The sequence below is a fragment of the Corynebacterium sp. HMSC068H04 genome (genome assembly GCF_001811255.1).
GTDB lineage: Bacteria > Actinomycetota > Actinomycetes > Mycobacteriales > Mycobacteriaceae > Corynebacterium > Corynebacterium hesseae.
In genome coordinates this window covers 46,833-69,852 of the sequence record NZ_KV804023.1, presented here as the reverse complement: position 1 = coordinate 69,852, position 23,020 = coordinate 46,833, and the positions used below count along the sequence as shown (strand labels likewise).

The 23,020-nt window shown below is 61.5% G+C and carries 14 protein-coding genes; 11 read left to right on the top strand and 3 right to left on the bottom strand.

Translation table 11 applies throughout. The features are described from left to right. Window positions 1-347: 347 nt before the first annotated feature. Together HMPREF2792_RS11850 and tgt are read left to right on the top strand one after the other, a co-directional pair. The gene (locus HMPREF2792_RS11850) at window positions 348-2,780 is read left to right on the top strand and encodes an MMPL family transporter (RefSeq protein ID WP_070533847.1); all 2,433 of its coding nucleotides are present in this window, start codon (window positions 348-350) and stop codon (window positions 2,778-2,780) included. Window positions 2,781-2,786: 6 nt separating this feature from the next. Then, entirely contained in the window at window positions 2,787-4,070 is a 1,284-nt protein-coding gene (gene tgt / locus HMPREF2792_RS11845; protein WP_070533844.1) for a tRNA guanosine(34) transglycosylase Tgt, read from the top strand. On the opposite strand, the gene HMPREF2792_RS11840 is transcribed toward tgt, so the two are convergent. The 3 genes from HMPREF2792_RS11840 to HMPREF2792_RS11835 form a co-directional block, all read right to left on the bottom strand. Beyond that, on the bottom strand, window positions 4,058-4,798 hold the full coding sequence (locus tag HMPREF2792_RS11840; protein WP_070533842.1) for a sortase family protein: 741 nt from the start codon (window positions 4,796-4,798) through the stop codon (window positions 4,058-4,060). The genes tgt and HMPREF2792_RS11840 overlap by 13 nt on opposite strands. Continuing rightward, window positions 4,791-4,955 carry a DUF6290 family protein gene (locus tag HMPREF2792_RS13085; protein ID WP_154762325.1) on the bottom strand — a complete coding sequence of 55 codons (165 nt, stop codon included), beginning with the start codon at window positions 4,953-4,955 and terminating at the stop codon, window positions 4,791-4,793. The genes HMPREF2792_RS11840 and HMPREF2792_RS13085 overlap by 8 nt, the downstream gene beginning before the upstream one ends. Window positions 4,956-5,070: 115 nt before the next feature. Further along, window positions 5,071-5,805 carry a queuosine precursor transporter gene (locus tag HMPREF2792_RS11835; RefSeq protein ID WP_070533839.1) on the bottom strand — a complete coding sequence of 245 codons (735 nt, stop codon included), beginning with the start codon at window positions 5,803-5,805 and terminating at the stop codon, window positions 5,071-5,073. Window positions 5,806-6,244: 439 nt separating this feature from the next. Between HMPREF2792_RS11835 and HMPREF2792_RS13360 the strand changes: the two genes are divergently transcribed. The 9 genes from HMPREF2792_RS13360 to HMPREF2792_RS11790 all read left to right on the top strand — a co-directional run bounded on the left by HMPREF2792_RS13360 (window position 6,245) and on the right by HMPREF2792_RS11790 (window position 22,997). Beyond that, a complete protein-coding gene (locus HMPREF2792_RS13360; RefSeq protein WP_227486021.1) occupies window positions 6,245-6,880 on the top strand; it encodes a hypothetical protein in 636 nt (211 codons plus the stop codon). Beyond that, window positions 6,880-9,747 carry a VWA domain-containing protein gene (locus tag HMPREF2792_RS11825; RefSeq protein ID WP_070533837.1) on the top strand — a complete coding sequence of 956 codons (2,868 nt, stop codon included), beginning with the start codon at window positions 6,880-6,882 and terminating at the stop codon, window positions 9,745-9,747. Before HMPREF2792_RS13360 ends, HMPREF2792_RS11825 begins: the two co-directional genes overlap by 1 nt. Window positions 9,748-9,817: 70 nt before the next feature. Next, entirely contained in the window at window positions 9,818-13,483 is a 3,666-nt protein-coding gene (locus HMPREF2792_RS11820) for a tubulin-like doman-containing protein (protein ID WP_070533835.1), read from the top strand. After that, window positions 13,483-16,320, top strand: coding sequence for a hypothetical protein (locus tag HMPREF2792_RS11815; protein WP_070533832.1), 2,838 nt, complete (start codon window positions 13,483-13,485; stop codon window positions 16,318-16,320). Before HMPREF2792_RS11820 ends, HMPREF2792_RS11815 begins: the two co-directional genes overlap by 1 nt. A 23-nt stretch (window positions 16,321-16,343) precedes the next feature. Beyond that, window positions 16,344-18,779, top strand: a complete 2,436-nt coding sequence (locus HMPREF2792_RS11810; RefSeq protein WP_070533829.1) for a SaeA-related protein — start codon at window positions 16,344-16,346, stop codon at window positions 18,777-18,779. A gap of 2 nt (window positions 18,780-18,781) precedes the next feature. Then, window positions 18,782-20,515 (top strand): GAP1-N2 domain-containing protein, encoded by a 1,734-nt coding sequence (locus tag HMPREF2792_RS11805; RefSeq protein WP_070533827.1) that lies wholly within the window; start codon window positions 18,782-18,784, stop codon window positions 20,513-20,515. Window positions 20,516-20,533: 18 nt separating this feature from the next. Continuing rightward, window positions 20,534-21,493 carry a hypothetical protein gene (locus tag HMPREF2792_RS11800; RefSeq protein ID WP_070533825.1) on the top strand — a complete coding sequence of 320 codons (960 nt, stop codon included), beginning with the start codon at window positions 20,534-20,536 and terminating at the stop codon, window positions 21,491-21,493. Continuing rightward, window positions 21,493-22,503 carry a TRAFAC clade GTPase domain-containing protein gene (locus HMPREF2792_RS11795; protein ID WP_070533823.1) on the top strand — a complete coding sequence of 337 codons (1,011 nt, stop codon included), beginning with the start codon at window positions 21,493-21,495 and terminating at the stop codon, window positions 22,501-22,503. Before HMPREF2792_RS11800 ends, HMPREF2792_RS11795 begins: the two co-directional genes overlap by 1 nt. Then, window positions 22,500-22,997, top strand: a complete 498-nt coding sequence (locus tag HMPREF2792_RS11790) for a hypothetical protein (protein WP_070533821.1) — start codon at window positions 22,500-22,502, stop codon at window positions 22,995-22,997. Before HMPREF2792_RS11795 ends, HMPREF2792_RS11790 begins: the two co-directional genes overlap by 4 nt. Window positions 22,998-23,020 lie beyond the last annotated feature (23 nt).

Sequence of the window (23,020 nt, the reverse complement as noted above, 5' to 3'; positions counted from 1 at the left end):
GAACTGGCTCAAGTAGTTTGTCGTTTGCTCATGCGATGTCTTCATCTAAGCGGACGGAAAGCCCTTGGTCTTGGGACTGTAGTTAGTATTGCTTGGGATTTCCTAGGAAAGACTTTGGGGGGATGATGGTTTAGTACACCAGTTCGCTGCGAAGGATCTGCTGGTCTTTACTGCCGGTACCCCCGCTTGGAATGATTCTTTTCGCGGCGCTTTCATCTCATCCTGGTGCCCAGCTGGGCGTGCGATACCGTTAGGGCTTCACAGCCCAACTGGTTAAACTGGTGCACATTCATGTCCACCACCAAAGCTTCCGCGAGCAATAATCGCGCATGTGAAGGGGAATTTCCGTGGCAAAGCTGCTTTACCACCTAGGCCGCTGGTCTTACATCAACCGATGGAAGGTCATCATCGCCTGGATCTTCATCGTGGCGGCTGCAGGCGGAGCGACCTTGAGCTTGATGAAGCCGATGACCACGGAGTACTCCATCAGCGGCACGCCTGCTATTGACGCTACCCGCCGCGCGGTGGAGCTGTTCCCGGAGAACGGTAACCCGGCCAATGCGCCGTCGGTCAATCTCGTCTTCAAGGCCCCGGAAGGGCAGAAGCTCAGCGATCCGCAGAACAAGGAAGCTATCGAGGATGTGGTGCACCACATTGCTGAGGGCTTGGACATCCCGGAGGGCAGCCAGCAGCGCTGGGGTAACCCGCTCGACGTATCGCCAGCACTTCAGCAGCAGGTCATCGAGCAGTTCACCTCCATGGGTTTGCCGGAGGAGACCGCGCGGGCGGATGCCGATAACCTGGCCATGGTCAATGCCGATGAGACCATCGCCTACACCACCTTCGACTTTGATGCGGAAAGCCCCTATTCGGTGGACCCCGCGGATAAAGACGTGGTCCATGAGGCCATGGATATCGGCCGCGCGGCGGGGCTGGAAGTAGAGGCCGGCGGCGCGGGCTTCGGTGATGAGATCCAGGTCAATTCGATTTCTGAGGTCATCGGCCTGGCCGTGGCGTTTATCGTCCTGATTATTACCTTCGGTTCCTTGGCCTCCGCGGGCATGCCACTTATCTCTGCGGTCGTGGGCGTGGGCCTGGGTGCGATGGGTGTCATGATCGCTACCCACTGGATTGAGCTCAACAACCTCACCCCGGTGCTGGCCGTCATGATTGGTCTGGCCGTGGGCATCGACTATGCGCTGTTCATCATGTCGCGCTACCGGCAGGAGCGCTCCCGCATGGACGGGCCGGATGCCGCCGGCATGGCCGTTGGCACGGCGGGTTCCTCGGTGGTCTTTGCCGGCGCGACGGTCTTCATCGCGCTCTTCGCGCTGCTCGTGGCGCGCATTAGCTTCCTCACCGCCATGGGCCTGGCCGCTGCGGGCACGGTCTTCATGGCAGTGCTCGTCGCGCTGACCTTGGTGCCCGCGATGCTGGGCCTGCTCGGTGATAAGGCCTTCGCCGGGCGCATCCCCGGCGTGGCCGGCAACCCCACGAAGCGCCGCCCGCGCCGCACGAAAGCAACGATGGGCAACCGTTGGGTGCGCACGGTGCAGCGCGCCCCTGGCATCGTCATGGCCTTGGTGGTGCTCGGCCTCGGAGCTTTGACCGCCCCGGTCCTGCACATGGAGCTGGCCCTGCCAGCGGATACCACCTCCAACCCGGATACCACCCAGCGCAAGGCGGCGGACCTGCTCTCCGAAGGCTTTGGTCCCGGCATCAACGGCCCCTTCCTGGTGATCGTGGATGGCGCCAATGCCAACCCGGAATCCGCGGCGCTACAGCCCTATATCCAGGGCCAGGAGGGCGAGGAAGACGAGCAGAAGAAGGCCGCGCTTTCCTCCTTCATCTATTCCGTGCAGCGCCTCAACCAGGTGGGTGGGGTCAAGCACGCCCAGCTGGTGGGCGTGAGCAAAGACATGAAGTCCGCGCAGATCATGGTCAGCCCCACCACAGCGCCGACGGATGAGGCCACGATTGGCACCGCCTCCGCCTTGCGCACGGCTAGCGCGGAGCTGGAGGATGCCACCGGCGCCGAGATCGGCATGACGGGCCTGACCGCGGTGCAGCTCGATATCACCGAGCGCCTTGAAGGGGCCATGGGGCCATACCTCGCCATCGTGGTGGGCCTGGCCATTATCTTGCTCTTGGCGGTGTTCCGCTCCATCTTGGTCCCGTTGGTCGCGGGCCTGGGCTTCCTGCTTTCCGTCGGCGGCGCTTTCGGCCTGACCGTGCTTGTGTGGCAGGACGGCCTCACCGGCCTGGTGCCCGCGCCGGGCCCGCTGATTTCCTTCATGCCCATCTTCCTCATCGGCGTGACCTTCGGCCTGGCCATGGACTATCAGGTCTTCCTGGTCACCCGCATGCGCGAGCATTTCTCCCGCTTCCCGCAGGGCAGCGGCGGGCAGTACAGCAAGTACAACGCCAACGACGAGGCCACCATCGCCGGCTTTACCGCCGGTGCCCGCGTGGTCACCGCTGCGGCCATCATCATGATTTCCGTCTTCGTGGCGTTTATCAGCCAGCCCCTGCCCTTCATCCAGATTTTCGGCTTCGCGCTGGCGGCGGGCGTGCTTTTCGATGCCTTCTTAGTCCGCATGTCGCTTGTCCCCGCCACGATGTTCCTCATGGGTCACACCACCTGGTGGATGCCGAAGTGGCTGGACAAGCTGATCCCGCAGCTGGACATCGAGGGCACCGCACTCGAGGAAGAATGGGAGCGCAAACACGCGGCAGCATCCCGTGAAGCAGAGGATAAGGCAGCGCAGCCCGTAGAATAGTTCCCTATGACTCACCCTAAGCCGCAGCTTGAGACCGATCTTTCCTTCGACGTGAAGAAGGAGCTGGACTTGAGCGGTCCAGCACAACCGGGAAAGCACGGCCGCACCGGCGTTATCCATACCCCGCACGGTGATATCCAAACCCCGGCCTTCATCCCGGTGGCCACCAAGGCCACGGTGAAAACGCTGACCCCGGAACAGATCCGGGCCACCGGCGCCCAAGCCATCCTGTCCAACGCCTATCACCTTTACCTGCAGCCGGGCCACGACATCGTGGATGAGGCCGGTGGCGTGGCTACCTTCGAGAACTGGCACGGGCCGACCTATACCGACTCGGGCGGATTCCAGGTCATGTCCCTGGGCGTGGGGTTCAAGAAGGTCCTGGCCATGGACGTGGCGGAGCTGACGGATTCTGATATCCGTGCGGCGAAGAAGGAACGCATGGCACAAGTGGATGAGGACGGTGTGGACTTTAAGTCCGTCATCGACGGCTCCTCCCACCGCTTTACCCCGGAGGTCTCCATGCAGATTCAGCATGGCCTGGGCGCGGACATCATGTTTGCCTTCGATGAGCTCACCACCCTGGTGGATACCCGCACGTACCAGGAGGAATCCGTGGAGCGCACGCGCCGCTGGGCGCAGCGCTGCCTGGATGAGCACGACCGCTTGACGCTTGCTCGCGGTCCGCAGAAGCCGCGCCAGTCCCTGTGGGGCGTGGTGCAGGGTGCGCAATACGAGGACCTGCGACGCCAGGCCGCGCGCGGGCTGGTGGAGCTTTCCGATCGCGCCGAGGCGAATGGCCGTCGCGGCTTCGGAGGCTTCGGCATCGGTGGCGCGTTGGAGAAGGAGAATCTGGGAACGATTGTGGGCTGGGTGTGCGATGAGCTGCCCGTCGATAAGCCCCGGCACCTGCTGGGCATTTCCGAGCCGGATGATTTGTTCACCGCGGTGGAGGCGGGTGCGGATACCTTCGACTGCGTGGCGCCGACCCGCCTGGCGCGCCGCGGTGGCGTCTACACCCTCGATGGACGCCTCAACCTCACTAATGCGCGTTTCAAGCGCGACTTTGCTGGCGTGGACGAGGAATTCGGCGGTTACGTCTCGGAGAACTATTCCCGTGCCTACATCCACCACCTGCTCAAGGCCAAGGAATTCCTAGCGGGCACGCTGTGCACCATCCACAACCTGGAGTTCATGATCCGCTTGGTGGATAACATCCGGGCGTCGATCGACGGCGGCTATTACGAGGCCTACCGCGATGAATTCCTGGGGCGCTATTACGCCAAGTGACCGGTGACGATGACGTTGTACTCCAAGTCAGTAGCGCCGTCGACAGCGCAGGCAATGAGTACGATGCGCCCGGGAACCTCGGTATTCATCAGGTCCGCGTCGCTTCCTAGCTGTTCCTTGCCCACCAGGAAAGCGTTATCGACAATCCACTCGCGGCCCGCACCACCCTCAGAGGTCATGCGGATGTGGGAGCCGTTGAGGACGGGCGTCGCAAAGCGCTGTACCTGCGCCCCGTCGAGGCCCTCCACGGTGGTGGGGTTGCTCAGATCGACGTTGGCGGTGACCACCTCGGAGAAGGGGTTGAATACCAGCTTCTGCTGGCCCCAGGCATGGCCCAAGACGTAGGTGGTGCCCTGTTCTGCCGTGGCGGGTGACTCACCCCAGTCTTGCACCCAGCGCACCATGGTCTCCTGTGGCCCAGCGGGGTTGAGGGGCAGGACGAAGGGCATCGAGTCATAGGTCGCGCCCGTGATGGTGGCCGGGCCATCCATCTCAAACGTACCGGTCAGTGCGGGTGACGGGCCTTGGTTGAGCGGCGGCGGGGTAGGGGTGGTGCTGGGCGCTGCGCTTGGCGACGCCCCACTGCTCACCGTCGTCGTTTCCGGTGCCGCGTGGCTAGTCGTTGCGGACGGCGTGGTGACTTCCTCTGTACCCGAGCACGCCACAAGATTGAAGGCTGTGGCCAGGCCAAGAATAGGGAGGAGGGAAGCTCGTAGATGCTTATGCATCGTCGATGTCCTTTAATACCTCATCAAGATTAAACCGCTCGCCAGAATCCTCTGCCATTGCTGTGCGCAGTTCCTGAAGGTCGTAGTAGTCTTCGACCCGTTCCAAAAGTGCTGCACGGGCTGAAGCAGATTTCGGACGGCCTTCACATGCAGCCATTTATTCTCCTTTGCTCTTGTGAATGCATCGTATTACGCAAGTTGGGTGAAGGGAAGAGAGAAATAGACCCCCTCAGCACAGTGCGTGCCAAGGGGGAATTCGGGACGGGTTGCTGCTACTTAGACGGCGCTGCCGTAGAGGTTTCGGCCTCGGCGATAGGTGCGTAATCCTCGCGGCGCTTAACCCAGGAGATAACCAGCGTGGTCAGCGGAAGCATGATGACCTCGCAGGCGGTCTTCCAGAGGAAGCCCACGATGACGTAGTTCAGGAAGCCACTGAAGGAATCGATGCCGATGACGGGTGCTGCGATGGCGCAGAACAGCAGAGTATCGCCGAATTCGCCGACGACGGTGGAAGCAACAAGGCGGCCAATGAGACCCTTTTCGCCGGTGCGGGCCTTCATCTTCACCAAGGTGAAGGAATTGAGCAGCTGGCCCACGAGGTATCCGGCTAGGGAGGCGGCGAGAATCTGCGGCACGAGGCCGAGAGTTGCTTCGAAAGCTTCTTGGCCTTCGTAGAAGTCCGCGGCGGGCAGCCAGACCGCAATGTAGAAGGAGACTGCGGCCAAAAGCGCCATGGCAAAACCGATGTAGACGGCGCGGCGAGTGGACTTGAAGCCGTAGCACTCGGAGAGGACATCGCCCACGATGTAGGCGAGGGGGAAGAGGAAGAAGGCACCATCGGTGATGAGTGGGCCGAGTTGGACGCCCTTCGTGGCGTTGATGTTCGAGATGAGGAAGGTAACGACGAACACCGAGACCAGCCACGGGTACAAAGTGGAATGTACCGGGATGAATCGGATGCTCTCGCCACCGTTTGTGGTGGTTGCGGTTGCCGATTGAGTTGTCATGGCACAGCATTTTTCCACGAAACTAGGGGAACTAGAAATAGGGAGTTTCATTCGGTTCACGCGGGGAGCACTCCCTTGCCCGGCGGTTCCTTGGGAAAAGGCAGCGGAACAGGTTGTTTCATTGCCGTGGTTCCAGCGCTTCGCCCATCAAAATCTGCAAACTGGGCAGAAAAAATGCACGTAGTATGGCATTCTTTTGCTTGCAGTGTTTTCGTGTTCCCTGAACGTTTCCTGTCTATTGTGCCGCGGTGCGTGCTCGAAGAGATTCGGGGCGTTCGAAGTCCGAGGCTCGTGACAGGCATGTCGTGTCAGGGGGTGCGACTACCTTGGTTTCTAGTCCTTAGAGCTTTCCGGCTGATCTTCTACCTTCTGCGTCGCTAGATGGGGGAGGCACCAGGTTTGCCGGTGGCCCAACTTCGTACAAGGGAAGGTCATCGATATGACGTTTGGTTCCCCAGGCTCCTCACCACAGTTTGGCGGGCGCCCGCCCCAAGGTGCTAACCGGCCAGGTGCAGGATCCGCACCTAGTTCTGGCTCCGGGTTTGGCTCGCCCACTGGGGCTGGGGGCTTCGGCGGTTTTGGCGCCCCGAATCCTTCCCAGAATCCTGCGCAGAAGCCCTCTCCGGGTTTTAACTCCGGTTCGGGCGCGGGCGGCTCCTTTGGCGCGCCGGGCTCGCCGGATGGTTTCGGTGATTCCTCGCCCGCGCCGGATTACCGCCGTCAGGTGGCAACACCGACGAGCCCAACGAAGGGGCCGTGGCCGCTGCTCATTGCCGCTGGCGTATCCGCGGTCATCGCGCTGATCCTGTTGATTCTTGCGCCGCTGCTCGCCGCTCCGACGGAAGGCCTTTTCTTCGGCCTGGCAATCGGGGGATGGCTCTTGGCTGGAATCGTGTCCTTCATCCTCTTGGGCTTGTACACGCTGAAGAACACGCAGCGCCAGGCTGAGACCTTTTATATTGAGGATACGACGCAAACCTTGCTCTACCGCGTCATTATGGGTGGAAGCTTTGTCCTTGTCATTGTTGCTGCGGTGGAAATCGCCTTCTACGTAGGAAAGGCGGTTGGCGCCTAATGAAGAAACTCACTCGTGCACTTGCCCTATCCGCGGCGGTGACTATCGCTGGATTCGGTGGCAGCTTAGGCGCGGTAGCTCAGGATGCTCCGCCGCCTCCGGAAGCTCCTGAGGCCCCAGAAGCCCCAGAAGCTCAGCCGGAAGAGCACCCTGAGGGAATCGGTTCCGAATCCTCGCTCTCTGAGGTTTCGCAAAAGAACCTGTCCGATTTCGGCTCCTGTATTGCCAGCGAGAAGTCTGCGGACTTGCTTTTTGTTCTTGACCAATCAGCGTCGTTGGTGGGCTATGAAGGCTCTCAGCCGACGGACGCCGATGCCTTCCGCGTCGATGCCACGGGGGACATCGTGAAGCAGCTGGCACACCTCGGGGAAGATAACGGCGCAGACATCAACGTGAAACTCGCCGGCTTTGGTTCTGACTATTACAGTGATCCGGCCGAGTACGGCGGGTGGACCAATATTTCCGGAAACGGTGATGCCCTGCAGAGCGAATTGGACAAGTTCCGCAAGGAGGACCGCGTAGCGGACCTCGAAACCAACTACGGCGCGGCTTATAAAGGCGCGTTGAAGGAACTGGCGTCTCACCAAGGAAGTAGCTGCCGCGGCATCGTGTTCTTTACCGATGGCAAGTACTACACCGACGCCGAAGCCAATGACCTTCAAGGTGCACAGGACAAGCTGTGTGAGGTCAATTCCTCTGTTACTGCGTTCCGTAACTCCAATATCCGCCTCTTTAACGTGGGACTCGTTCCGGCGGCGGAAGCCCAGGACCAGGTCCGCCAGCTCACCCGCATGGCGGAGGGTGAAGACTGCGGCCAGGGTGCCCCGAACGGTGCATTCTTCGACGCGGGTGAGGACCCGGCAGCGCTGTTCGCGGCCTTCCGTAACCTCATCCCCACCTCGGGTGGCGTGACCAAGGACGGCAACTTCAAAGACCAGTTTGATTTCGTCCTCGATGACTCCGTATCCCCTGTGCGTTTGTCGGCGGTACCGAAGAACTCGGTGGGTGAGGACGATCTCATCCCAACTCTGACTGGCCCCGATGGCGAAACCGTGGAACTCAAGCCGGATACCACGAAGGTTGCCGGTGCGAAGGTCTCCGTGACGGAGAACAACAAGCTGCCGGGCATGGTCGATATCGCGATGGAAAAGGACGGCGATTCCTGGGCAGGCGCGTGGACTTTTGGCTACAAGGTGGCAGAGGGGACCGAAGGCGAGTACCTCGCATCCGTTGTCATGGTGCCGGGCCTTAACCTGGACCTCAAGACGGAAGATGGCGCCAAGGTAGAAGGCGGCATCAACTCTGACCAGGTATTGAAGGGGCAGTTGGTCGATGGCCACGGCGAGCCCCGTGCGCTGGAGGGCCAGGGAACCCTTCATGCGGAGTTCGTGCCGGAGGATGGTTCCCCGGTTACCCTCGTGGACAATGCCCCCATCACCGATGGGCAGCCAGTAGACATTCCGCTGGAGAAGGTGGAAAACGCAGCATCCGGTCAGCTCGTGACCCGCGTGGAAATCACCACTAAGGACACAGGTGAGCGCCCGGGTTCGAAGCTGGACCCCATCAACGCTGAAACGCCGCTGACGGTTACCCCGGTCAACATGCCGACGGTGGGCTCGGCGCAGACGATCACCATGACGGAGAAAGAAGTTACTGTCGACGTCCCGGTGACCGGCCCCGGCAAGGTATGGGTAGCAGACCAGACCGTGGATTCCGCTGACGGGATGCTCCCCTCGGGAGTTCCTGCCGTTGCGGTGAGCTCCAAGCACAACTCGGAGGATTCCGCGCTGGAGCTCTCCAGGGACGAAAAGGCGACCATCCCGGTGACGTTGAGCGTTAAAGAGATGGCGGATGGCCCGCTGCGCGTGGATCCGGTGATCAACCTGCAGTCTGCTGAGGATAACCAGCAAATGGAGCTGCCGCTGACGCTGCAGGGTTCCATGACTGCGCCACTGAGCAAGTCCGCTTTCGGCCTCTCCTTTGTCCTCGCGGTGTTGCTTGCGCTGCTGATTCCGCTGGCCATCTTGTACCTCATGAAGTGGGTTAGCGGCCGTATTCCGGAAAAGCCCCGAATGTTTGCGAAGACCATCCCGGTACGCCGCGAGGGTGCTAACCTCGTGCGCACCGACAATGGCCGCCCGTTCGCGGTGTCCAAGGAGGAGTTCCAGGGCGCTGTTCCGGTAGAGACCACCGGACGCTCTGCTCGCTTGGGCAGCAACGATGCCAAGGTAAAGATGGGGCTGAGCCCGTTTACCGCCGCCCACGTGGAGGTCCAGCGCGATGGCACCATTTCCGGCAAGGGCAAGAAGTCCGGCTGCCGGGCAGTTCTGCCGCTTGCGGTGCAGAACACGTGGTTCTTCGTGGGCAACGAGAAGGATCGCGATTCCGGTGAGATTGTCATGACCATCGATACGCTGGCCCAGGCCAGCGCGTATGACGAGATGTCGAAGGAGATCAGCCGCCAGGCCCTGCAACTCTTTGACCAAGTCGAATTCCCAGCCGAGAAGCCCGACAAGGCACAGACACCGCCGCAGTCCGGCCAACCGGGGCAGCCGGTCCAGCAGAACCAGCCTGGCTCCCAGCCGCCGAGCGGTCCGCCGCCGCAACGTGGACCGCAGCAGGGTGCTCCGCAACCTGGTGGATTCGGCCAGTCCCAGCCTTCCGGCCCGTCACCTCACGGCCAGCAAGGGCGTGCGAACGGGCCGGGACGCCCCGGCTTCGGCGGAACGCCAAACGTTGGCGGTGGCACTGGCTTTGGTGGGGGCTCTGGCTTTGGGCAACCAGGCCAGCAGCGCCCGGGTAATCCTGGTAACCCTGGTACCAACGGCGGCTGGCCCCCAAGCCCGGGATTCGGCTCCCAGGGCTAAGCCGGTAGAGCAGTACACAACAGCCATAAACAGCACAGAAGCGAACCTCCCCTTCGAAAGGTAGTTAAAGATGAAGAAGTTCCTCGTCGTCGGTTGCGGTGGCTCCGGCGCCAAGACACTGGCGTTCATGATGGATCAGCTCAAGGCCGAGCTGCGAAGCATTGACCCGGACATGACCGAGCTGCCCAAGGCATGGCAGTTCGTCAACATCGACGTGCCGCTCGAAGAAGAGGCTGGACCGCAGAAGCTGCCGAATGTAACCCAAAACGGTGGCCACTACGTAGGCATTGGTGCCCGCCAGAACTACAACTCCTTCGACGAAGGCGTGTCCAGCACCTTGGGGCGCGCTGGCAAGCTCGGTGAGATTGCAACGTGGGCCACGCGCAACCCCTCCACCAACGACGTGAAGCTGGCGGACGGTGCCGGCCAGTATCGCGCGATTGGCCGCATGCTGACGCTGCCGAATCTCAAGAAGATCCGCCAGTCGCTCAAGGAAGCGGTGGATGAGATGTTCACACAGGAGGCAATCCAGGAGCTCAACCGTCTTAACTACAAACAGACCAAGCTGGATTCTGATACCGGTGATTCCCAGCCGGTTGTCCTCGTTGTCTCCTCCATGGCGGGTGGCGCGGGCGCCTCGATGTTCCTGGATGTGTGCCGCGTGCTCACCACCATCCCGAACGTGAACCCGCAGGGCACCCTCATCTTCATGTACACCCCCGAGATCTTCGCCGATAACAAGGCGGATGACATGGCTGGTGCATGGCCGAACTCGCTGGCTATGTTCGGTGAGGTCGTCGCCGCGCAAATGGGTAATGCCTACGAGCATGACCGCGCCATCTTCGAGGCCTTCGACATGGGCACCCCGCCGGAGGGGCAGACCTTCGGCCGTATTTTCCCCATCGGTTCCAAGATGGGTACCACCAGCGCTCGCTTCGGCGATGGTTCCGCCATGTCCATCTACCGTGGCCTGGGCCGCGCGCTAGCAGGGCTGATGGCTTCCACCAAGGCCAGCGATAACCTCGTGTCCTACGCGCTGACCAATACTCCGGCCGGTGACGGCGGCCGCCGCTTTTTCGGCTGGGATCGCCCAGACGGGACGCCGTGGGGGCGCCTGCCCTGGGGTTCGCTGGGTTATGCCCAGGTTTCGATGGGCCGCGACCGCTTTGCCGAATACTCTTCCCAGCGTCTTGCCCGCAGCGCCTTCGAGCGCCTCTTCAACGGGCACCTCGACCCGCAGAACCCCGAGGCCGGCGAGATGCAGATTGCTAAGAAGCTGGAGGAGCGCCTGCCCAAGGCCTTTAGCTCTATGACGCTTGATCCCTCCTGGGCACAAGGCGGCCAGATTGATAGCGGCACCGTGTGGAATTGGCTCAACAGCGTCTTTGGTGGCCAAGCCCAGCAGGCCGCGGATAGTGCTGCGAAGCACCTGCAGAACTTCATTCCGGTGGGCCAGGGCCGTAACGTCAACGAATGGCGTGAAGAGTTCGAGGGCAACATGGCCGATCCCCGCAATGAACAGGCCATCGCATCTGTTCTGAACAATGCTGCCTATGACATTGTTTACCGCTACGCCAACTTCTTCAGCGATGGTGTCCTCGCCACCGTAGAGTCGGAGCTCGCTGCGGTGGGCGTGCCCTATGTGCGCGAGATGCTCTCCAAGATCACGGACGTGCTCACCAACTCCGACCGCCTCCTGCCGCGCCTCTCCGAATACTCCGGCTACTACCAGAACACCCGCGTGCTGGCGAAGCCAGAAGGCGCGGACCCTATCCTCAGCCCGTTGACCGGCAAGGGCCAGATGACGGACCCGACTCCTACGGTCAATGCTCTGATGGGCCTGTACTTCAACCAGTTCTACAGCTACGCCCTCATGGCTATCGCGCATCTGCTCAAGGATGTCCTGCAGGACTACGCCGATGAGAACCTCTTCCACCTCAAGCGTGAGCTGGGAGATGCCCACGCGGTGCTGGAGAAGGCCGTGTCGAAGCGCCCGGAGACCAACAAGTTGGCTGACGTCCGCACTGACGAGGTCAACTCGTGGCCGACGGAGCTCGATGAGGTCGTGGAAACCCGCTTCAAGGGCGCCGAGAACGAAATCATGCTGACCGACGTCAACAGCTTCATCTCGGACTACCGTGACCAGATGCTGCGTACCATCCAGGGACAGCAGTCCACCTCGGATGTCACCAACTACGAGCAGGCTTATCCTTTTGCGGTGCGTGCGGTCATCCGCGGTGAGTGGGAATCGCTTGATGCAGCCCAGGCGCCGAATGACACCCTGGCCCCGCAGAAGCGCACCAATGATGCCTACTCCAACCGTGCTGGTTGGGTATCTAAGTACCTGTCGCGTCACCCACAAAGCGGTGAATCCCGCGAATCCCAGCGCGCGCACTACCGCGCCAAGATTCGCCCAACTGATTTGCTGGAGCGCTCGCGCCAGTGGATTAATCGCCGTGATTATGAGTTCCAGAAGTTCAACTCGGTGGATCTGCGCCGCTACCTCACCCTTACCCCGGATATCAACGAGGTCGAGCACGCGCAGCGTCAGCGCCGCTTCATCGAGGCTTTCCAGCTGGCCCTGAGCTATGCCCGCCCCTTGGCTGCCGTCAACGATGACATGGTTCAGCGTATCCACGGCAAGTCCGTGCAGTACACCTACTCCTTCTCCGATATCCCGTTTGCGGAGCTGGGTTCTGCGGAGACCGGCATCGCCTCCCAGCTGGAGTCGGTGCTCAGCCGCCCGGAGATTGACGGGCCTTCCACGGTGGCTCTGCGCAACTCGCTGAACATGTCGGACCATGTGCAGCACATCGAGATCTTCGGTTCTTACCCCAACTACTCGCCGATCGTCTTCTCCTCCATGTTTAACTACATCGCCAAGGACATCGAGAAGCAGGACAATTTCGACGGCTCCTGGTGGTCGGAACGCCGAACCCGCCCGCTGCCAGCAGCCCTGCCGCTGACGAAGACGGAGCGTCAGGCCATGGTGGCCGGCTGGATCATCGGACGCATTACCGGCCGCGTCTACATTTCCAATGCCGATGCAGCCAATGCGGCGGCCCACATCTTCGATGACACGGATGGTGGCGTGAATGGTTGGGTTGATTTCCCGGATCCGCTGCTTATCTCGCCGCGCCGCATGATCAAGAAGTCCGACTGGATGCCTTCGGTTCTGGAGTCCATCTTCATCGCCTACGCGAAGGTGCAGGAAACCGGACACTATGGTTTTGCCTCTTCGCTCTACCCATACCAGCTGTTGCGCGGGCTTTTCGACGACGGCCTAGACTTCGCCCACTCCGGTGCGTCCACGCACCCGGTGGTCCACCGCCTCGCGCAGTTCTTGGCATCCGGTGAAGCCCCGAACCGTGGTGTTATAGGTACCTCCATCCAGGACCGCTACGAATCCTTCGTGGAGGAGCTGGATAAGTTCGCCCGCGGCGCAGATCACTTCGTGCCGGGCCACACCAACTCCTTGCCGGGACAGGGACGTAAGGAAAAGCCCTTTGCGGAGGTACGCTCCCGCGAAGTCGCCTCGCATACGCCGTACTACCGTGACTTGGCGCTAGACGTCATCGAGATGGTCCCGGTCATCCGCAACTACCTGAATCAGGCCAAGACGGTGGCGGAGAATCCCGTCGCCCAGCCTGCCCCGCAGGTGCGCAGCTCCGATTCTGGCTTTGGCCAGGACCTCGCTCCGGAATTCAACCTCAACGACCTGGATGACACCTTCTAATGACGAACGTAATTATTTTCGGACACGGCGCCACCGCGGATGACATCCGCTCCCGCCTTTGTGACTTGCGTGCGGTCGGCCTGCTGCAGGACTTCCTCTGGATCGACTATGCCCACCCCACGAGCGGAGCTGTTGTGCGCTCCTTTACGGAGGAGGGCACGGCGCGCTTGTCGACGCTCGACGATGCCCTCCGCAGCTTCAGCGGGGACGTCCTCCTCGCCACCATTGACCCGATGGATGCGGAACAACCGCAGGACGTCGACAAGCTCACGGAGTGGGTCGGTGCCGTCGACCAGCGCCTGATTCAGGCCTCCAACCTGCGCGTGCGCCTGTTGTTGTCAGCCCTTCCGCGCGAGAGCGTGGACATCGCGCCGCTGCAGGGCTGGAGCAACCTCGTGCTCTCCCCAGAAGAGGGCGGGACCCCAGCCTCCTCGCGCATTCGCCCGATCAAGCGCACCGCAGATGGCTTCGAGCTTGCCCAGTTCGCAGCCCCGGCCGTAGCCAGCATCTTTGGTTTATGGCGCGGGATGCCCGAGCCTGCGGTGTTGGATCCAGAAACTCACCGAGTCATCGAAACAGGCGACCGGCAGCGCTTCCGTCTGGTGCGCGCCTTCCACCGCACCATCGATGCCAGTGATATCGAGGATAAGGTCAGGAAGGCCGTCTTCGATCCCAGTCAGCGCTTGCCGCAGCCGCAGGTCAATAACATTTCGCGCGCTGTGCACTACGCCAATCCGGAACAGCTGACGGATCAGTGCGCTCAGATGTTCATCAACCAGGAGATTTCCCCGTTGGTGAGCGCCCCGACTGCCTATGAGGAGCTGCAATCTCACAAGGTCAGCGGCTGGGCGGCGCTGAAGGATAACCTGCGTCTGTACTGGTCCACCGTGGTAGGCAAGCCGCAGGATTGGGTCGAGGGCCAGCGCGGTGCAATGAACAAGAACGCCGCTACCTTCCTGCAGAAGATGCTCTATGGCCAAGACTCCAGCGTGGAAGTTGTCTTGGCCGGGCACTCCGGCAAGGGTAGCGGCGCAACGAGCGTCGACGAGCTGCGCCAAGCCAGTGAGCACACCATGCGAGTCGCCCGGGAGCAGCACTTTTCCTTGGGCCAGGAACCGCAGCTCTCGCGCACGTGGGAGGCCTACCACGACTACGCCTTGGGGCTTGTCGACGGTTCCTGGCGCGACAGCATCGATACCAAGGGCCTGCGCAATAACCAGGGCAACATGTACATCGTGCAGTACGGTGGCCAGTCCGTGCAGGATGTCAGCGCTTCTTTTGAGGGCTTCCATCCGCTCATGACCAGCACGTTGGGCTATACGCACGAGTCCCAAGCAACCGTCGCGCCTTTCGATCCGGTAGGCGCTGAGCGTTTTGCCGCCGACATCGAGTACACCAGCCAGCAGACCCGCAATGAAGCGGTCAGCCGCAAGAAGCACGAGTTTGCCTCCTGGCGAGCGAAGAACAGCACCACCTTCGCGTGGAAGGTAGGCCAGGGCCTCTGGGATAAGCTGGGGCACGCCCAGCAGAAGTACCGCGACGCGCACGCCAAGGCGCGCGAGCTGCAAGAACTGGCCAATAGTTTCCAGGCGCGTGATTTCAACGCGGAGAACAAAGCACTGACCCGGAAGCTGCGCACGATGTGGATCGTCCTCTTCGTGGTGCTTGCCCTGATGACCTACATGGTGGCTGGCCGCTATAACCCGGACTTGCCGCTGGGTGAGTACCTGCAGTGGTTCGACTGGCCGTGGTACGTCGTGGGCATCATCGTGGTTGTCCTTCTTTTCCTCGTGTGTTCTTGGGCGGTCTTTACCAAGGCACAGCGTGAGATATTCGACTACGTGCAGCGGCGAAAGCTGCTGAACCGCAACCAAGAGATCGCCGCGCAGAATCTGGCCACGGCCTCTGCGGAGATCTCCCGCATCTCCAACGCCTATAACCAGTTCCTGAGCTGGTCGGCGCTGTTGGGCCGCGCGATTTACGCGCCCTTTGGGCGTAAGGAAACGTCGAGCGATCACCTGCGGACGCCGCAGTCGGGTCTTCCGGAGAATGCCCGCATTGCCCAGGCCGTGCTCAACCGTGACGATGCCGTGCGCATGACGGATGAAATCCGCTCCCATATTTTCCAAACGGAGTGGGCACACCGTTCGCTTAAGTCACTGCTCGATGACATGAATGACACCTTTGAGCGCAACCGCACCGGCCACTCGGCTGTGGCCCTCAATGAGATGTGGGGAATGGCTGGCCTCGGCTCCAGCACTGCGTTGGATAAACTGTCCCGCAGCCTTGACCACCCCTACATGCAGGACCGCGATCACAAGCAGCAGGAATGGCAGAAGGTCATCACGGATCCGCGCATGACCCGCAGCCTGCAGCAATACCTCAGCCGCGTCACCTTCCGCGAGGAAGGCGGAAGCCGCGTTCAGAGCACCGCCGAGTTCCTCGACGGCATGAACCAGGAAAAGGGAGCCCTCCAGGCCTTTAGCTCCAACGCGCTGACCAACGCTGGTGGTGCTGAAGGATATACCGAAATCGATGGCTCCCGCACACGCATCGTCGAGGTAGACAGCCAGACCGCGCTGACCAGCCAGCTCTCGCGCTCTGTGACGGTGGTGCAGTACGGAAAGATCACTGACTTCAAGTACCTGATTCCCGACGCGGCGTCGAATGCCCCGTCCTTTGTGAATCCTGCGGATCTTTCACTCGACGACCTAGATGACATGGACCACATGGGCTTTAAATCGCCGGTGCAGGGAGATAACCAAGGGCCGACTACGCAGCCGCCGTTTGGTCGGCCGGAGGCACCGGACCTCTCAGACCTCGACGAAACTTTCTGACGAGACCTCCTTAAGGAACGTTGATGACACACAACCCGAAACCTTCGATCACGGATATGCCGCTGAGCGAGCTTAAGTCCCTGCACCAGCTCAAGCGCGTGAACGCCGATGATGTGCGCGCGGCCGTATCGGCGCCGTTTAGGCAGTTCGCCGAACAGATTGCCGCCGCGTATAACGGCGAAGAGGTGGCCCACCCAGAGCTGAGCGCACAGGCGCGCAACGCCGCAGTGGCCCAGGAAGAACGTGCCGCGCAGGAACGTGCCGCGCAAGAACGCGCGGCACAGGAAAAGGTAGCGCAGGAACGTGCGGCACAGGAAAAGGCAGCGCGAGCCGAAGAACAAGCCCGCCAGCGGGAACAGGCACAACGTGCCGCTGCAGCTAGTACCGCAGCAGGTGGCGTGGCGCAGGCAGGCTCCGCGCCTCAACCAGAACCGGCACAGCCAGCGGCACAGCCGCATGATTTCTTTGCCGAGTGGGAGGCACTGCAGGCCGAGGAAGAGCAGAAGACCCAGGTCAACGAAGAGGACTACATCACTATCCCGGGCTTTGGGATTAAGGCGGAGTATCAGTTCCGCCAAGACCCGAACTGGGAAGCTCCCGGCATCGAATTTGAGGTTGAGGTGCCGCAAGAGGACGCGCTGGCGCAGGATTCTCACGAGGACTTTGGCTATGGCATCGAACCAGAACCGGAGCCGGAGGATACCGACCTTCGCCATCCGGTGCGCCTGTGGTGGCCTGAGCTTGAGCACTCGCCGGAAGAGGTGGTGTTTTACCGGGTAGTCGCCGATGATTCAGAAATGGTGGCCTCCCCGGATGCCGGTGACACCCTCGTTTACACAAAAGGAACTGCCTACCGTGATCACACCCCGGGCGAGGCAGGTCTGCGCCACTACGCGGTGTGGGCGTACAAGGGCCGGGATCTTCGCGAGCTCATCAATAGCCAACCGGTATTCATGGGAGACACGGGCGTGGTCTTCCCACCGGTGAACGTCCAGGTATCCACCATCAAGGGAGCCATCCAGGTGTCCTGGGACCTGTTACCGGGGCACTCGAGCGCCATGGTTTATGCCTGCCGGGACAGCGAGAAGGAAAAGCTCTCCCCGCGTTTCGAACAAGACGTGGATAGCAGTGGGCGCAAGGCCACCATTCCGGTGCAGGAAGCCGGGCAGACCGTCGTCATCTCGTTGCTGGGCCAAGCGGAGTTCCACGGCGCTACCGAGCAGAGCCAGGACGAAGTCGCCGTTCAGCGCTCCGTGAAACTTGCCAGCGAGCTGGAGAAGCTGGAGCTCTCACGCTGTGAGCGCCGCAGCGAATACGGACAAGACAGCATCGAGGTTGATTGGTACTCGCCCAAGACCGGCGAGGTAAAGATCTATCTGACACCCACCGCCCCGCAGGCGGACCTTCGCACGTCCGCAGTGCCAAAGACGTACGTCGAAAGTGCGCTATCGAGCGCCATCAGTGAGACCCGTGGAGTGTCTGAACCGGGCTCTTTCCAAACCACCACGGTGCCGTGGCCGCCGGATTGGTACGAGGTCTACATCACCCCGGTGAACTTTAACGACGCGGATGCCTGGGTGGGCGAATCCAAAGTGCTGCAGCGCGTGCAGTCCATTGAGGATGACCAGTTCCGTCTCATTGAGCGCGTGGACAGCCAGCTCATTACATTTGATTGGCCGAAGGGTGCGACGGCAGTGGAGTACTCCACTAATCGCGAGCACGATCAGATCCGCGAGGAGGATTACGACCTTCAAGGAGGAATCCGCCTGCACCTCGATCAGCACGGCGATACCGTGCGACTGAAGCCTTATGCAGTCTTCGCGGGCAAACGCACTGAGGGCGATGAACGCGTGATTCAGTACGAGGGCCTGCGCCCAGTTACCTATGACTTTGAGGTTGATTACGCTCAGGGCCAGGTCGGGGTGTTCCTCTGGAGCTTGGGCAACGGCGACAAGCGCCAGTTCTCCTGCCAGGTGGTCTACCGTGCTGACCGCCTGCCGCTCTTCCCCGAAGACGGCGAGGCACTCGGCATTGTGGAGACCAACCTGCAGAGCACCACACACGTGGCTCAAGGACTGGGCCCGATGCGCGGGCAGTACCCAGATTTCACGGTGTCAGTTGGCGAGCGAATTCAACGTAGGGGATTCATCCGTCTGTTCGCCGTCGAGGGCTTTGATAGCCAGGGCGATACCTCTTTCGACAGTTTCGGCGGTGAGGACGTCTTTAGTAGTTTCTCGGAGAGCTACAGCGATGCCTCCCCCACGTTGAGCGCATCGGATAAAGCCGTGGTGGTGGAAGGCGATGTGTCCTACAAGCTGGGGCTGTACCCACCCGTGCAGAATCAGGCTCCTAACTATGAGGCGCAGTACGGCCAACAAGGATACGAGCCCAACGCTTATGACCAGCACAACTATGGCCAAGATTATTCTCAAGACCAGTACTTCCAAGGAGGCCAGTAGTTATGGGTGGCGCCTTTAGCTATGCATCTTTTTCCCGCGCCAATGGCCGCGCCGGTGGTTGGGGAGTGGGCCAGAAGGCCGGCGATATTACCCAGGAGGAGCTGGCTGAGCTGGTGTCCTTCGTGCCGACTTCGCTCAACAACGGCACGACGATACCGGATTTCCCTTCCGCCCAGCAGCGCGCGGAGCTGGTCCGCCGCACCGCAGTTTTTGCTCTCACTCCTGAGGCGGAAAAGTGGGTCACTATGGTCTCCGTCCCCGCAGGCCTAGATGCGACAGGCCGCGGCGGAAACGTCTTCACCTACACGTCCATTTCGCGCACGGGCACGCCGCCGGCGCCGGCGACGGTCCTGTTTTCTCCTGACATCCCAGCGCCGTTTTCCATCTACGAGGTGGATAAGGTGCAGATTCCGGAAAAGATCTCGGCGCGCGGACCGTTGCACTCGGACGTGTTGTTGGAAGAGTTTCTGGATGGCGAATTCCGCTATCCAGAGAAGCTGCCCGCACCGTTCAAAGCCGTGACCCCGAACCCTAACCCCACCTTCAACCGTGCGCTGGTCACCGCCATGGCTACGGTGTTGAATTCCCGCAACGGCCTGGTCATTCTCGTGGTGCCCGATAACCAGGCAGCGCTGTGGATTGCTGCCACCGCCCGCGAGGTGGGGGAGGATGGTTTCGGATTCTCCACTTTTGAGAAGGCCGCCGCCATCAACGAGTTTCCGCTGAGTACGTCCACCATGCTCGTGGTACCACCCAGCGAGAAGCAGCGTCTTAAGGAAACCGCGATCCCCGGCAATCCAGTCGTGTTTGCACTTGATGAGGCCCTGCCAGATATCAGCGCGTACGAAGCACGTGCTGCGGAAGAAACTGAGGCCGTGGCCCCGGAGTCGCAGCACGAGCAGGCCGAGCAGCGCACGGGTGCAGCACAGGAACCGGAAGAGAGCGCTGCAACAGCCAGCAAGCCTGAGAAGAGTGCAGCACTCAGCTTCGACGACTCCTGGGGCGAAGACCCAGCTGATTTTGGAGCGCCTATCCCAGACGCCTCGCCTTTTGCGGCCCCGGGTCATGGCCCTGCGGGTATTCCGCCGAATCCCCTCGATACCCCCGCGCCGAGTACGTCGCAGGAGAACCCTTTCGCCACGACAGCAGAAACGGCGCCGTCGCCAAGTGCAGAAGCCGCACCAGCAGCTGAAGAAGCACATCCGCAGCCGGCAGCGGCATCGGGTGGCAACGCCAATGTTCCTGGGCTCAGCGCCGAGGAATGGCATAGGCTCAAGGATTTCGATCCGCGCTGGTGGATCGAGCACCTTGATACCAACCGCGGACGCGCCATCCAGTTGGCTTACCTTGACAGAAACTCGTTGGGTGAGGGGCTGGACAAGTTACTGATGTCCGCAATCGTTGCCTCTTGGGTGTTCTATTTCCCGCGGGACTTCAACCTCCTAGCAGAGGATGCGCTGCGGCTCTGGGAGGACCGCGAGCTCGAGCACATCGCGCACCTCACCGCAATGCACTTTGCGGGAACATTCGTGCCGGAGCATTGCGAGCGCTATGCCACGGGGCGCGTTGCCATGGTGCTGGACCGCACGACACAGTTGCTCGCGGAGCGCTCGGCGCGCGCGCAGCAGCAACCCGCCCCATCGCATTTTGCGCAGCATACAGCGTGGCAGCACCGTGGAGCAGTTCACGGAGGACTAGGCGAACACGGTCGAAACACGGGATTCCACGGAAGGTAAGAGAAGGGAAGAAACGTCATGGCTAAATACACACTGCGGGACGGAGAGTCCCGCCGCATCGGCTCAGACGGCATCCTGCGCGTTGAAGCCTTCGAGATGGGAACTGGCGGCGCCTCGATGGAGCTGGCGATTATGGGAGAAGGCGTTGATGCCGTGCGCGTCCACGACCTCTCCATCATGGTGCACTCCCTGCCTGAGCGCGCCACCATCGTCGTGCGCCCCAAGCGGAATGGGACCTTCGGCCTGCGCAGCGAGGTCCGCCTGACGGTAAGCAACGCCGGTGATTCGGTGACGTTCCCGCGCGTGCTTATCGACGCCGCCGAGGACTCCGCCGAACGCCTCGCCGAGGTCACCCCGGAATCTGGGAGCTACCTCTTGGAAGCATTCGGCACGACCGAGGGCGCCGGAATCACAGATTCCGCCCGCGAGGTGCGCTCCAAGATGCGCCGCGCGGAGCTGGATGTCGCTGGCCTCGATGATGTCACCGTGGTCATCGATGGCTCTGCCTCCATGCAGGTCAACGTCACTCCGAAGATCATTGAAGCGGCCGCCAAGTACATCGATGCGCTCTCCGATGCTTTCCGGCACTTCCGCGCCACTGACGGGCAGGACAGCATCGAGACCCACAAGGTGGATGAGCTCACCCGCTTCATCGCGGGTGTGATTGATAGTGGAGCGGAGCGCGTAGGCCAGCGGCCGTGGCGCTTGCCGACTCTCACCTCCACGTCCTCGCTGGTCATCTACGTCACCGATTCTCCCGTGGCCTCCATGCTGGAGACCCAGGTGCCCACCGTTGTGCTCATCACCAGCGCCATCGGCCGCCAGGAGCTCGAGCTCGCGCGCATCAACGGGACTCCGGCTCATGTGGCGTATGCGGTGATCGACGGGGACGTCGTCAAGCAGCTCGAATCCGGCGCCAACACTGAGCTTTCGGAATTGACTGACCGCGTCACCGCCATGCTGAAAGAGAGGAACTAATGAGCCAGGCACGTTGCCCGTGGACCTTTAAGCCGCTCGAGGATGGTGTGACAGTAAGCCCGTACACCAACAGGGAGCTGCCGCCGGGGTGGACCGACGCCGTGACGCATTGCGTTGCCATGGCGGGCGCGCGTAACTCCGGTAAGTCGCTGTACACCGCGGTGATGATTAAGCAGCTCAAGCAGCTGGCGCACAAGCACAACCGCTCCGTGCAAGCGGCGGATGAATCCACGCGCGAGCGCTACGCGGAGGTGTATGAAAAGCCGCTCTTTGAGGAGATGCGAGCCATGGACCCCACGCCGAGCGCGGTGGCTACCGACGCCTACCAGCGTGATCCGCTGATTTTTGAGCTCGGCAAGTGGCCCGATGAACAGGGCTTTGAGCGAATGAATTACTTGGTCTTCCGCGACGTTGCGGGCGAGGACCTGGAGAACCCACCGGAGAACGAAGCCGACCGCGAGAACCTCGCGTTCTTCTCCCACGCGGATTTGGTGATCTTCCTCTTCGACCCGCTGCGCGTGCAGCAGATTCAAGACTTTATCCACGGCTTGATTCCCAATATTGGTGAGCTCGGTGCGGATTCTTTGCGGGTTTTGGATAACCTGCTGGCGTTGCTCGATACGGATACTCCGCCGCCGCTGGCCGTGACCATCTCGAAGTTCGACACGGTGCAGAAACTTGAGCAGGTGGATGACGTGCGCTGGAAGAAGCTCATGGCCAACCGCGGCTCCGCCTTCCGCCGGGATACCGGGTGGAATTTCCGCGATTCGGACCGCTGGATGGTTCACCTCGAAGCCGAATCGCTGTTGCGCTTCCTGGGTGCCAACGACCTCATCAACAAGATCTATTCGGCAGCGCCGAGCGGCGGTAGTTTCTTCGTGACCTCCGCGTTGGGTGAGGCCCCGACGGGCCGCCAGCTAGCCCGCAGCGGCATTGCGCCCTATCGCGTGCTGGATCCCATTCGCTGGTTGCTGAGTCAACGCGGTGTCTTTGCTGAGGATGTGGCATGACCTTCGGCAACCCGCAGTCCCCAGGAACCCCACAGCCGGGCTCGCCTGCTGCACCCGCGCCGGACTATCGCTATGGGCAGGTCAGCGACACCGTCCGCCAGGCCCGCCGCGCGGCCGATATGAAGGCGCAATGGGCCCCGTGGCCGTTGAAGATCGCAGCGGTGCTGGAGGTCTTCATCACGAGCTACACCGTCTACAACATCTGCCGGCTCATTGCCTTTGAAAACAGTCCGGCGGCGGTAACCCGCACGGACCAGCTTTCCACCGAGCTGGGAGTAGTGCTCGGCGCGCTGGTTCTCTTGGTGTGTGGTCTCACCACCTATGTGCTGCATGCACAGCAATCCGCGCGGATTGCGTTGACCGTTATCAGCGCCATCGTGGTGCTGCTCATCCCGGCAAGTTCGGTCATGCCCGCGTCGATCGCTTCGGCGGCGGTCATTGTGCTGCTGTGGCTGCCGGCGAACCGGCAGTGGTTCGGCGGCCAGGCGCGATGAGGCTAGGCCTCGTGCATCGCGGG